We start from the raw sequence: 12,376 nt of genomic DNA, 5'->3' as shown, positions 1-12,376 counted from the left end.
CCTGTCACTCGCGCGCGCCCTCACGCCCCCACCACCCCGTCCACCCCTTCCCGCAGGAAGTCCGCGTGACCGTTGTGGCGGCCGTACTCCAGCAGGACGTGGATCACGACCATGCGGAGCGAGACCTCCTCGTCCCAGCGCGGCTGGCGGCCGATGAGGTCCAGGGACTCCGCCTCCCGTTCGATACGCCGCGAGGTCTCCACCTCCGCCTCCCACGCCCCGAACGCCTCCGCCCGCGTCGAGGCGCTCGCGTCGTACGCCGCTTGGAAGTCGATCTCCTTCGACCACACCATCGGCGCGTCGTGATCCTCGAACACCCGCCTGAACCAGGCGCGTTCCACCTCCGCCATGTGCCGTACGAGACCCAGCAGGGACAGCGTGGACGGGGGCATCGACCGTCGGCGGAGCTCCTCGTCCGTCAGCCCCGCGCACTTCATGGCGAGCGTGGCGCGGTGGTAGTCGAGGAAGGCGCGGAGCGTCTCGCGTTCGGTGCCGCGATACGGCGGACCCACGCGGTCGTCGAGGTCTTCGATGCGTTCAGGGCGTTCGATTTCTTCGGTCACCCCTCATGCCTACCTGACCGCGGACCCCGGCACGCCGCCCCCATCACCCTCGGAAGCCGGTGAGGGCGCCCGTCCCCACGGGCCCTCACCGGCGGTCCTGCCCGGCGGCCGTCCCTCGGTTTCCCCGGTCCGGCCGCCGTTTCCCTCACCGCGCGTCAGACGCGCGCCGCTCCCACGTCAGACGCGGACCAGCGACCTGTCCTCGTCGCCCTTGTCGCCCTTGTCGCCCTTGTCTCCCTTGTCGCCCTCGTGGTGCTTGCCGTCCTCGGCCGGCTTCTTCGCCGCGTCGTCGTGCGTCCGCAGGCCCTCGCCCTCGACGTCGACGTTGGGCAGCGCGCGGTCGAGCCACTTCGGCAACCACCAGGCGCGGTCGCCCAGCAGGGCGAGGACGGCCGGGACGATGGCCATGCGGACGACGAACGCGTCGAAGAAGACGGCGATGGCGAGACCGAAGCCGATCATCTTGATCATCGACTCGCCGGAGCCGATGAAGCCGGCGAAGACGGCCATCATGATCGCCGCGGCGGCCGCGACCACCCGGGCGCTGTACCGGAAGCCGGTCACGACGGCCTGGTTCGGGTTCTCACCGTGGACGTACGCCTCGCGCATCCGGGTCACGAGGAAGACCTCGTAGTCCATCGCCAGGCCGAAGACGACACCCACCATGAAGATCGGCATCATCGACATGATCGGGCCGGTCTCCTCGACCCCGATGAGCCCCGCCAGCCAGCCCCACTGAAAGACCGCGACCACGGCGCCGAGCGCGGCGAGCACGCTGAGCAGGAAGCCGAGGGCCGCCTTCAGCGGCACCAGGATCGACCGGAAGATCACGATCAGCAGGAGGAAGGCGAGGCCCACCACCAGCGCCAGATACGGGACCAGCGCGTCGGTGAGCTTCTGCGAGAAGTCGATGTTCATGGCGGTGGCGCCGGTGACCAGCACCTTGGCGTCGGTGTCGGTCGCCACGTCGGCGCCCGCGTCCCGGATGGTGTGCACCAGGTCCTCGGTCTGCGTCGAGGACGGCTTGGACTCGGGGATGACCGTGATCATCGCGGTGTCCCCGGCCTTGTTGAACGTCGCCGGGGTCACCGTCACGACATCCTTGAGCCCCTTGATCCCGTCGGTCACCGCGGTGGCGGCTTCCTTCGGGGACGCGCTGTCCCGGGCGTCGACGACGACCATCAGGGGGCCGTTGAAGCCGGGGCCGAAGCCCTCGGAGAGCAGGTCGTACGCCCGGCGCTGCGTGGTGGACGTCGGCTGCGAACCGTCGTCGGGCAGGCCCAGTTCGAGCTGGGTGGCCGGCAGCGCGATCGCACCCAGGCCGACCACGCCGAGCAGCAGCACGGCGACGGGGCGGCGGACGACGAAGCTCGCCCAGCGGGTGCCCAGGCTGGGCTTGCCCCCGGCGGACGCCTCTGCCGCTGGCTTGGCCCCGGCGGACGCCTCTGCCGCGGGCTTGCCCTCGGCGGAGCCCTTCCCCCTGCGGCGCCCCGGCAGCCCGCCCTTCTCCCCGGCCGGCCGGACCTTGCGGCCCGCGTAGCCGAGCAGCGCCGGGATCATGGTGAGGGCGATGAGGACCGCGACGACGACCGTGCCCGCCGCGGCGAGACCCATCTTGGTCAGCATCGGGACGTTGACGACCGCGAGACCGGCCAGCGCGATCACGACCGTGAGCCCGGCGAAGACCACCGCCGAGCCTGCGGTGCCGGCGGCCCGGCCGACCGCCTCCTCGCGCTCGCGGCCCTCGGCCAGTTCGGAGCGGTAGCGGGAGACGATGAACAGCGCGTAGTCGATCCCGACCGCGAGGCCGATCATCAGGGCGAGGGTGGAGGTGGTGTCGCCGAGGTCGAGCGCGCTCGCGAGGGCGGTGATGGTGGCGACGCCGATACCGACGCCGATGATCGCCGTCAGCAGCGGCAGCCCGGCCGCGACGAGCGAGCCCAGGGTGATGACGAGGACTACGGCGGCGATGGCCAGGCCGATGATCTCACCGGTGACGGCGGTCTCGGGCTCGGGCTGCAGGGCGTCGCCGCCCATCTCGACGGTCAGCCCGGCGTCCTGCGCCTTGTGCGCGGTGGCCTCCAGGGACTCCTTGGAGGCGTCCTCCAGCTCCATGGCCGGGACCTTGTACGTCACCGAGGCGTAGGCGATCGTCCCGTCCCGGCTGACCGCGTTCGTGGTGAACGGGTCGCTGACGGCGACGACCTCGGAGCCGTCACGCAGCTCCCCGACGGTCTTCTCGACGATGCGCTTGTTGGCGGCGTCGGCCATCTTCTCGCCCTCGGGCGCCTTGAAGACGACGCGGGCGGTGGCGCCGTCGGCGCTCATCCCGGGGTAACGCTGTTCCAGCAGGTCGAAGGCCTTCTGGGCCTCCGTGCCGGGGATGGAGAAGGAGGACGAACCCGCGGCGGGCGCGGAGGCGGCGCCGACGCCCGCGAGCGTCAGCAGTGCCACCCAGATCAGGACGACGAGGTGTCGTCGCCGGAAGGCGAGTCGACCGAGTTTGTAGAGGAATGTGGCCACGGGGCGGTACTCCCGTTCAAGTCGTGGACGTGCGGAGGGCAGGACGGATCGGCCCGTGCCGTGGGGAGGGAGGCGGCAGGGCGGGGCAGGGCATGGCGGGGCAGGGGTGATCAGCCCGACGGCATGAGCGGTGGGTCAGGTGGGGATGCGCGGCGAACCGCGGTGAGCTACCGGGAGGTCGAGACGCCGAGGGCGGGGAGGACGACGGCGTCGAGGTACGAGCGGAGGAAGCTCTGCGTGGGCGGCTGGTCCTCGATCATGCCGCGCGCGACGAAGGCGCCGACGAACATGTGCATCACGTAGTCGATGGCGGGGTTGTCCGGACGGACCTCGCCCCGGTCGACGGCGCGCTGCACCACACGGCGCATCTCCACCATCTCCGGCTCGATGATCACTTCACGGAATGCCTTCAGCAGGTCGGGGTTTCCATGGACGGCCATGGCCAGACCCCGCATCAGCGCGTTGTTCTGTTCCATGGCGCAGTCGTCGGTGTTCATCACCAGGGCGTGCAGGTCGCCCCGCAGGGACCCGGTGTCGATGGCGCCGATGTCGGCGCCCCGCTTGTTGTGCCGCATGGCCCTCGCGACCAGCTCGGCCTTGCCGCCCCACTGGCGGTAGAGGGTGGCCTTGCTGGACCGGGTGCGGCCGGCCACGGCGTCCATGGTGAGGGCGTCGTAGCCGACCTCCCGGAGGAGGTCGAGGACGGCGGCGTAGAGCTCGGCCTCGCGCTCGGGCGTGATCCGACTGCGGCGCGCCGTCGCGGTCTCAGTCATCCCACTCCCCTTGCTGCGGTTACGCGTTCGAGACGACAAGGCTACCGGCCGGGCGGCATCTCACGGATGACACCGAACGGACACCCCACCTCGCGAACGAAACGGTTTCGTACGCTTAAGACGATACCCCGAAGGTCGAAGAAAACGAAACCGTTTCGTTCGCCTAGTGAGTCACCTGGTTGAAGTTGCCGGTGTCCCCCGGCCGGAAAAGCATGGGTGGGTGAGCGACAGCTACGAGCAAGGAACGGGCCGGGACCCCGGCTACCTCCGCCACCCCCACCTCAGCGGCGACCGCCTCTGCTTCGTCGCCGAGGACGACCTGTGGCTGGCCCCGCTGGACGGCTCGGACCGCGCCTGGCGGCTCACCGTCGACCGCACGAAGGTCGCCACACCGCGTTTCTCGCCCGACGGCCGGCACATCGCGTACACGAGCTGGCGGAGCATCCTCCCGGAGATCCATCTGACCCCGGTGGACGGCGGCGCCCCCGCCCGCCGGCTCACCCACTGGGGCAGCCCCGACACCGAGGTCCGCGGCTGGACACCCCCGAGCCCGGATGGCCGCTCGGACATCCTGGCGGTCGCCTCCCACGGCGAGCCGTTCTCGCACTTCACCTGGGCGTACAAGGTCGGCACGGACGGCGACCCCGGCCGCAAACTGCCCTGGGGCCCGGTCTCCGACATCCAGTCCGCCGAGATCGACGGCGAGCGCCGCACCCTGCTGCTCACCGGCACACCCCCGCACGAACCGGCCTCCTGGAAGCGCTACCGGGGCGGGGCCACGGGCCGCCTCTGGCTGCACGGCGAGCGGCTGCTGGCCGACCTCGACGGGCATCTGCACTCCCCCTTGTTCGTCGGCGGCCGGATCGCCTTCCTCTCCGACCACGAGGGCGTCGGCAACCTCTACTCCTGCGCGTACGACGGCTCCGACCTGCGCCGCCACACCGACCACGACGCCTTCTACGCCCGGCACGCGTCGAGCGACGGCACCCGGGTGGTGTACCAGTGCGCGGGCGAGGTGTGGCTGGTCGACGACCTCGCCGCCGACGCCGTGCCGCGCCGCCTCGACGTACGGCTCGGCGGTGCGCGCACCGGGCGGCGGCCGTACCAGGTGCCGGCAGCCCAGCACGTCGACGGCCTCTCCGTGGACGACACGGGCCGCGCGAGCGCGGTCGTCGTCCGCGGCAGCCTCTACTGGCTGACCCACCGCGACGGCCCGGCCCGGACCATCGCCGACACCCCGGGCGTCCGCGTCCGGCTGCCGGAGATGCTGGGTTCCGGCGGCCGGGTGGCGTACGTGACGGACGCGGACGGCGAGGACGCGATCGAGATCGCCCACCTCCCCGGGGCCACCGGCACCCGCGAGCCCCGCCGCCTCGCCTCCGGCGGCCTGGGCCGCGTCCTGGAACTGGTGTCCGACCCGCGCGGCGAACGCCTCGCCGTCGCCTCGCACGACGGCCGCGTCCTCCTGCTGACCGTGCCCGACGACGCGGCGGCCGCCACCGGCACCGGCACCGGCACCGAGCAGCCGGACGGTGAGGTCACCGAACTCATCACCTCCCTCAACGGCCCCGTCCGCGATCTCGCCTTCTCCCCCGACGGCGCCTGGCTGACCTGGTCCCACCCGGGCATCGGCCGCACCCTGCGCCAGATCAAGATGGCCCGGATGAAGGACCGGGTGGTCGTGGACGTCACGAACGGCCGCTTCGAGGACGAGAACCCGGTGTTCACCAGCGACGGCCGCTACCTCGCCTTCCTGTCCTGGCGCGGCTTCGACCCGGTGTACGACGTGCACACCGGCGACCTGTCCTTCCCGCTCGGCTGCCGCCCCTACCTGGTCCCGCTCTCCTCCGCCACGCCCTCCCCCTTCGCCCTGAACCCCGACGGGCGGCCGGTCGCCGGGGGCATGGACCCCACCGAGGACGAGAACACCGACGGCACGGTGACCGTGGAGACCGAGGGCCTGGAGAACCGGGTCACGCCGTTCCCGGTCACCGCCTCCAAGTACTCGGCGCTGTACCCGGTCGCGGGCGGCGGCCTGGTCTGGCTGCGCTGGCCGATCTCCGGCGCCCTGGGCGAGACCTTCGCCAACCCGGACGACATGACCGGCCGCCCGACGCTCGAATACTTCAACATCAGCAAGGCGAAGAGGTCCGAACTCGTCGACCACCTGGACTGGTTCGCGGTCAGCGGCGACGGCTCACGGCTCGTCGTCGTGGACGAGGGCGACCTGCGGGCCGTGCCCTCCACCGAGTCCGGCGACGTCGACTCCACCGTCTGGATCGACCTGCGGCGCATCCCGCACGAGGTCGACCCGGGCGCCGAGTGGCGCCAGGCGTACGAGGAGGCCGGCCGGCTGATCCGCGCGTACTTCTGGGACCCGAGGATGAGCGGCATCGACTGGGACGGGGTCCTCGACCAGTACCGCCCGCTGGTCGAACGGGTCGCGTCCCCCGACGAGTTCGCGGACCTGCTGCGCGAGGTGCTGGGCGAACTCGGCACCTCCCACGCCTATGTCTCCCCGGCGCGCCGCAACGAGGGCCCGCCCCACTACCAGCGCCGCCAGGGCTTCCTGGGCGCCAACCTCGTCCGCCGGGACGACGCGTGGACGATCCGCCGTATCCTGCCCGGCGACTCCTCCGACTCCAAGGCCCGCTCGCCGCTGGCCGGCACCGGCATCCGGGAGGGCGCGGTCCTCACCCACGTCGACGGCCGCCCGGTCGACCCGACGACGGGCCCGTACCCCCTGCTGATGGGCGCGGGCGGCACGACGGTCGAGCTGACCTTCACCCAGCCCCCTTCCGGGGAGGTCCCCTCGGACCTCTCCGACACGGAGACGGCGGCCGGCCGTTCCCGCCGCGTCGCCGTGGTCCCCCTCCTCGACGAACGGCCCCTGCGCTACCAGGACTGGGTGGCCAAACGCCGTGCCGTCGTACGGGAGTTGAGCGGCGGCCACTGCGGCTACCTGCACATCCCGGACATGGGCGGCTCCGGCTGGGCCCAGTTCAACCGCGACCTGCGTATGGAGGTCTCCCGGCCCGCCCTGATCGTCGACGTGCGCGGCAACGCGGGGGGCCACATCAGCGAACTGGTGGTGGAGAAGCTGACCCGCACGATCCTCGGGTGGGACCTGACGAGGAACGCGCAGCCGGTGTCGTACGCGTCGAGCGCCCCGCGCGGTCCCGTCGTCGCCCTGGCCGACGAGGCGACCGCCTCCGACGGCGACATGATCACCGCCGCGTTCAAACTCCTGGGCCTCGGCCCGGTGGTGGGCCTGCGCACCTGGGGCGGTGTCGTCGGCATGACCGGCCGCCACCAGCTCGGCGACGGCACGGTCATCACGGTCCCGATGAACGCCGCCTGGTTCGACGCGTACGGCTGGACCGTCGAGAACCGGGGCGTCACCCCGGACCTGGAGACCCTGCGCACTCCCCTGGACTGGGCCGAGGGCCGCAACACCCAGCTGGAGGCGGCGGTGAACCTGGCCCTGGACCTCCTGAAGACCCACCCCGCGGCGGACCCCCCGGACTACAGCAACGTCCCGAACAGGGCCCGCCCGCAACTGCCGCCGAGGGCGATCCCGTAAAGGGCATGCAAGCGGCACGTCCTGACGGAGCATCCTGACGGCCTCGCCACGCCCGGCCAGCGCCTCGCCACGCCCGGCCGGCGCCCCGCAACGCGCGAACGCGGGGCACCCTCCGCTCAAGGAGGGCGCCCCGCGTCTCACACGGCCGGGGCCGGGTGCGGGAGTTACACGTCGAAGTCCTGGCGGACGCGGTCTTCCTCGTCCCGCATCAGCCGCTCCGACTCCTCGTCACGGCGCCGCGCGCCGCGCTCCGGCTGGCCGTGCTCACGCTGGGGCCGGCCGGACTCGCGCTGCGGCTGCCCGTGCTCGCGCTGGGGCCGGCCGTGCTCGCGCTGCGCCTGCTGCGGCTGACGCTCGGACGCGCGCTCACCAGGCCGCTGAGCCCGCTGCCGCTCCTCGGGCGACTGCCCGGCCTTCCGCTTCAGCTGCTCAGCCTTGTCCTGGAACTGGTCCTTCATGCCCATGTGGATTCACTCCCGTTGTGGGTGAGGGGATCGGGCCTCGACCAGACAAACACGCACGGACATCCCACGCATTTCGATCAGTGACGCTCGGTGACCCAGAGCTATTCCGGCTCCGTGGCCCCAACCCCCCGGGTCCGCTCGTCCGCGGCCCCACCGGCCCCCACCAGCCCCTTGGCCACCCCGCGCAGCCGCGGCTCCATCCGCCGCACCTCGCGCGGCGCGAACGTCCCGATGAGCCCCGGGAGATACCCGCGCACGCCCTGCATCCCCCGCAGCCACCACTGCCCGTACACATGGCTGGACCGCCGCTCGATCCCGGCGACGAGCCGGTCCACGGCCGGCCCCAGCGGGTACGTCTTGCCCGCCGGCCAGGGCAGCCGCTCCCTCAACTCCCGCAGCGCCTCGTCCTTGTCGGCCCCGCGCACCATGTCCGTGTCGGTCCAGGACAGATACCCGACCCCGACCCCCACGCCCTGGTGCCCGACCTCGGCGCGCAGACAGTGCGCGTACGCCTCGACGCCCGACTTGGACGCGCAGTACGCCGTCATCATCGGCGCCGGGGTGATCGCCGCGAGGGAGGCGATCTGCAGCAGATACCCCCGGCTCTCGATCAGCGCCGGCAGGAACGCCCGCCCGGTGACGGCCGATCCGACGAGGTTGACCTCGATGACCCGCCGCCAGGAGTCGGGGTCGGAGTCCACGAACGGCCCGCTGTTGGCGACGCCCGCGTTGGCGACGACGATGTCGACCCTCCCGAACCGCTCCTTCACCTCGGCCGCGACCCGCGTCATGACCTCGTGGTCGGTCACATCGGCGTGCCAGAACTCGCTCTCTCCGTACAGCCGTTCCGACACCCGTTTCAGCTCGTCCGGTTCGAGGCCGACGAGCGCGACCTTCACCCCCCGCACCGAGAGCTTGCGCGCGAGGAGTTCCCCGACGCCCCGCGCGGCCCCGGTGACGACTGCGACCCGCCCCTCCAGGGTGCTGCCGTTGCTCATGCGCCCGCCTCCTCCAACTCGTCCCGCCCGGCACGTACGTACAGCGCGGCCAGCTCTCGTATGTGCGCGGTGACCGCTTCCGGCGCCTCCACCGGCGCCATGTGTCCGACCCCGGTCAGCTCGCTCACGCCCAGGCAGTCGGGCAGCGCGGCGGCCAGCGCCCGCGCGTGCACGGGCGGCGTCATCCGGTCCGCGGTGCCCACGACCACGGCCGTCGGCACCGCCAACGCCCGTACGCCGTGGTCGAGATCGAGCGAGGCGAGGACGTGCGACCAGGCGTGCCGCACCCTCGCCGGGCACGCGTGCACAATCCGCGCGCACGCCTCGACCATCACGGGCGAGGAACCGGGGCCCATCGTCGCGTACTTGAGGATCCGCCGGGCGATCGGTGTGACCGGCCCGAGCGGTGCCCGGGAGCCGAGGACCTTCCGGGTCAGCCAGGCCCGCACGCGCCCCGGCCGCAGCGGCACGACCAGCGACTCGGCGACCAGCTTCGAACTGCCCGTGCTGCACAGCAGGACCGCCGCCGCGTGCTCCTGGAAGCCCGGTCGTCCGGCGGCGGCCATCAGCGTCATCCCGCCCATGGAGTGCCCGGCCAGCACCGCCTTCTCGTCCGGCGCGAGCGTCGCAGCGAGCACCGCCTCCAGATCGTCGGCGAGGGCGTCCGCGCTGCACGCGGCGGACGCGGGACTGCGCCCGTGCCCGCGCTGGTCGTAGACGACGACCCGGTGGTCGACGGAGAGGTCCCGGACCTGCGCCGCCCAGTACGCCGTGGAGCAGGTCCAGCCGTGCACGAGCACCACCGTCGGCGCCTCCTGCGGACCGTGCACCTCGACGTGCAGCCGCGCACCGTCGGCGGACACGGCCGCCAGTTCCCGGACGGCGACGGGCGGCGCGTAGGGCCCGTGCTTCACATGGGTCAGTCGGGTCACGCTCCGGCCTCCACCTTCACCGTGTCCGTAGCCCCGCCGCTGTTCCCCGTACCCGGCGGGGCGGCCCGCACCACCTCGTACTCGCTCAGGTCGACCCGCCGGGTCGCGCCGCGGAACTCGGTGGTCGTACCCGGCCAGACGGTCGTGTTGCGACCGCTCGCGTCGAGGTACCAGCTGGTGCAGCCGCCGGTGTTCCACACCGTGCGCTCCATGCGCTTCTGCACCCGCTCGTTCCAGGCGTCGACGGCGTCGGGCCGGGCGTCGAGGGCCACCCGGCCCCCGAGCACGTCCAACTGCCGTACGAAGTCGGCCATGTAGTTCAGCTGGGACTCGATCATCAGGATCATGCTGGAGTTCCCCAGACCCGTGTTGGGTCCGATGATCGTCATCCAGTTCGGGAACCCGGCCGCGGAGGCCCCGCGCAGCGACCGCATCCCCCCGCCCGCCCAGGATTCGGCCAGCGTGCGCCCGTCGACGCCCACCACCCGGTCGGCGATGGGCATGTCGGTGACGTGGAACCCGGTGCCGAAGACGATCGCGTCGACCTCGGCGGCGGAGCCGTCGGCGGCGACGAGCGTGGAGCCGTCGACCTTGGACAGCCCGGACGCGATGACGTCGACGTTGGGCCGGGTGAGCGCCGGATAGTAGGTGTTGGACAGCAGGATGCGCTTGCACCCGATGCGGTAGTCAGGGGTGAGCCGGGCCCGCAGCTGCGGATCCGCGACGCTCCGGGCCATGTGCCGCTTCGCCATCCGCTCCACCAGCCCCAGCTGGTTCGGCCGCTTGGTGAAGGCCTGCACCTGCAGCTCCCGTACGCCCCACAGCAGTCCGCGCCGGGCCTGCGCGGTGAACGGCAGCTGCTTGTGCAGCCACTTCTCGGCCCCGCTGATGCCGCGGTCGACGCGGGGCAGCACCCAGGGCGGGGTCCGCTGGAAGAGGGTCAGCCGGCCGACCTCGGGCTGGATCGCCGGCACGATCTGGATCGCGGAGGCACCCGTACCGATCATCGCGACCCGCTTGCCGCGCAGGTCGTAGCCGTGGTCCCAGCGGGCGGAGTGGAACACCTTGCCCGGGAAGGACCCGAGCCCCGGCAGCTCGGCCTCGGTCGGCACCTTCGGGTCGGACAGCGGCCCGGTCGCGGAGACGACGAAGTCGGCGGAGAGCGATCCACCGCTGGTCTCGATGTCCCAGCAGAGCCGCTCCCCGTCCCAGGCCATCCGCAGCACCTCGGAGTCGAAGCGGATGTGCGGCCGCAGCCCGAAGACGTCCGTCACATGCTCCAGATAGGCCCGGATGTGCTCCTGCCCGGAGAAGGCGCGGGGCCACTCGAAGTTGGGGGCGAAGGAGAACGAGTAGAGGTGGGAGGGCACGTCGCAGGCGCACCCGGGATAGTCGTTGTCCCGCCAGGTGCCGCCGACCGAACCCGCCCGCTCCAGGACGACGAAGTCGGTGATCCCCTCGCGCCGCAGCCGTACGGCCGCCCCGAGCCCGCCGAACCCGGACCCGATCACCGCCACCCGCACATGCGGCCCGTTCCCGCCCCTGTGCCCGCCCATCCGGTACCTCCACGCCTCATCGCGTGCGCACACCGCGTTCGCACCATGTCCGCGCCAGTAATCACTGGCGCAATGGGGAGCGTAGGGCAGGACCGTACCGATGGGTAGGGGTTGGGGCCTCTGGAGTTACCAGCGGTACGACATAGGCTGCGCGGGTGGCAGAAGCAGCGGCGGCAGACCCGGCAGAAGACGGCGAGCGACACGAGTACCGCACGGAACAGCTGGCCGAGGCGGCCGGCATCACCGTACGCACCCTGCGCTTCTACCGGGAGCGCAAACTGATCCCGCCGCCGCGCCGCGAGGGCCGCATCGCCTGGTACGACGACACGCACCTGGCCCGGCTGCGCACGATCGCGGCCCTGCTGGAGCGCGGCCACACCCTCAGCGGCATAGCGGAGCTGGCCGAGGCGTTCGACCAGGGCCGCGACGTGGGCGACCTGCTGGGCCTCGGCGCCCCCACCGAGGAGGTCCCGGTCCGCCTCACCCCCGAGGAACTGGCCGACCACTTCGGCGACCAGGCCACCTCGGAGAACCTCGCCGCCGCCCTCGACCTCGGCTACCTCGGCACCGACGGCGGCGAGATCGTCCACATCAGCCGCCGTCTCCTCGACGTCTCGGCCGCGCTGGTCCGCGAGGGCGTCCCCCTCGCCGACGTCCTCGGCGCGGGCCGCCGCGTCCGCGAACACGCCGAGGCCCTGGCCGCCCTCTTCACCGACCTCATCCTCACCCAGCCGGGCCGCACCACCGAGGACCTCGCCCGCCTGCGGCCCTTGGCGAAGAGCGTGGCGGAAGCGGAACTTTCTCTGGCGCTGGACCGACGGCTGCGGAAGTCGACAAGTCAACAAGGCGGGAGTTAAACCCGCACGGCCGCGACATTCACTCGAACGGGTTAGCAGAATCGATTCGACGGCCCATCGAATCGACTAATGTGGGGCCCAATCGTCGCTCAGACGCTTCCCCTTCGGATCCACTTTCGAACCAGGA

At 72.1% G+C, this 12,376-nt stretch carries 9 protein-coding genes; 2 read left to right on the top strand and 7 right to left on the bottom strand.

Annotation, left to right across the window (positions count from 1 at the left end; all coding sequences use genetic code 11):
- Window positions 1-20: 20 nt before the first annotated feature.
- The 3 genes from ACZ9QC_RS24860 to ACZ9QC_RS24850 all read right to left on the bottom strand — a co-directional run bounded on the left by ACZ9QC_RS24860 (window position 21) and on the right by ACZ9QC_RS24850 (window position 3,859).
- Window positions 21-563 (bottom strand): DinB family protein, encoded by a 543-nt coding sequence (locus ACZ9QC_RS24860; protein WP_472915143.1) that lies wholly within the window; start codon window positions 561-563, stop codon window positions 21-23.
- 177 nt (window positions 564-740) lie between these two features.
- Window positions 741-3,086: an MMPL family transporter gene (locus ACZ9QC_RS24855; RefSeq protein ID WP_472915142.1), complete on the bottom strand. Its 2,346-nt coding sequence runs from the start codon at window positions 3,084-3,086 to the stop codon at window positions 741-743.
- Window positions 3,087-3,253: 167 nt separating this feature from the next.
- Window positions 3,254-3,859 (bottom strand): TetR/AcrR family transcriptional regulator, encoded by a 606-nt coding sequence (locus tag ACZ9QC_RS24850; RefSeq protein WP_472915141.1) that lies wholly within the window; start codon window positions 3,857-3,859, stop codon window positions 3,254-3,256.
- A gap of 220 nt (window positions 3,860-4,079) precedes the next feature.
- On the opposite strand from ACZ9QC_RS24850, the gene ACZ9QC_RS24845 reads away from it, so the two are divergent.
- Window positions 4,080-7,442 carry a S41 family peptidase gene (locus tag ACZ9QC_RS24845; protein ID WP_472915140.1) on the top strand — a complete coding sequence of 1,121 codons (3,363 nt, stop codon included), beginning with the start codon at window positions 4,080-4,082 and terminating at the stop codon, window positions 7,440-7,442.
- 164 nt (window positions 7,443-7,606) lie between these two features.
- On the opposite strand, the gene ACZ9QC_RS24840 is transcribed toward ACZ9QC_RS24845, so the two are convergent.
- From ACZ9QC_RS24840 to ACZ9QC_RS24825, 4 genes are all read right to left on the bottom strand, one after another.
- Window positions 7,607-7,906 carry a hypothetical protein gene (locus ACZ9QC_RS24840; protein ID WP_215456009.1) on the bottom strand — a complete coding sequence of 100 codons (300 nt, stop codon included), beginning with the start codon at window positions 7,904-7,906 and terminating at the stop codon, window positions 7,607-7,609.
- A 101-nt stretch (window positions 7,907-8,007) separates the two neighbouring features.
- Window positions 8,008-8,904 (bottom strand): SDR family oxidoreductase, encoded by an 897-nt coding sequence (locus tag ACZ9QC_RS24835; protein WP_472915139.1) that lies wholly within the window; start codon window positions 8,902-8,904, stop codon window positions 8,008-8,010.
- Window positions 8,901-9,836: an alpha/beta fold hydrolase gene (locus tag ACZ9QC_RS24830; protein WP_472915138.1), complete on the bottom strand. Its 936-nt coding sequence runs from the start codon at window positions 9,834-9,836 to the stop codon at window positions 8,901-8,903. Before ACZ9QC_RS24830 ends, ACZ9QC_RS24835 begins: the two co-directional genes overlap by 4 nt.
- Window positions 9,833-11,392, bottom strand: a complete 1,560-nt coding sequence (locus ACZ9QC_RS24825; protein ID WP_472915137.1) for a flavin-containing monooxygenase — start codon at window positions 11,390-11,392, stop codon at window positions 9,833-9,835. Before ACZ9QC_RS24825 ends, ACZ9QC_RS24830 begins: the two co-directional genes overlap by 4 nt.
- Window positions 11,393-11,547: 155 nt before the next feature.
- On the opposite strand from ACZ9QC_RS24825, the gene ACZ9QC_RS24820 reads away from it, so the two are divergent.
- A complete protein-coding gene (locus ACZ9QC_RS24820; protein ID WP_472915136.1) occupies window positions 11,548-12,249 on the top strand; it encodes a MerR family transcriptional regulator in 702 nt (233 codons plus the stop codon).
- Window positions 12,250-12,376 lie beyond the last annotated feature (127 nt).

The organism is Streptomyces sp. HUAS MS02, assembly GCF_055702265.1.
This window is presented reverse-complemented; position numbering and strand designations above follow the sequence as displayed.

Bases quoted from the DNA above. Each gene is read 5' to 3' on its own strand.
- ACZ9QC_RS24850 (WP_472915141.1), bottom strand. From the start codon at position 3,859: ATGACTGAGACCGCGACGGCGCGCCGCAGTCGGATCACGCCCGAGCGC.
- ACZ9QC_RS24835 (WP_472915139.1), bottom strand. From the start codon at position 8,904: ATGAGCAACGGCAGCACCCTGGAGGGGCGGGTCGCAGTCGTCACCGGG.
- ACZ9QC_RS24840 (WP_215456009.1), bottom strand. From the start codon at position 7,906: ATGGGCATGAAGGACCAGTTCCAGGACAAGGCTGAGCAGCTGAAGCGG.
- ACZ9QC_RS24825 (WP_472915137.1), bottom strand. From the start codon at position 11,392: ATGGGCGGGCACAGGGGCGGGAACGGGCCGCATGTGCGGGTGGCGGTG.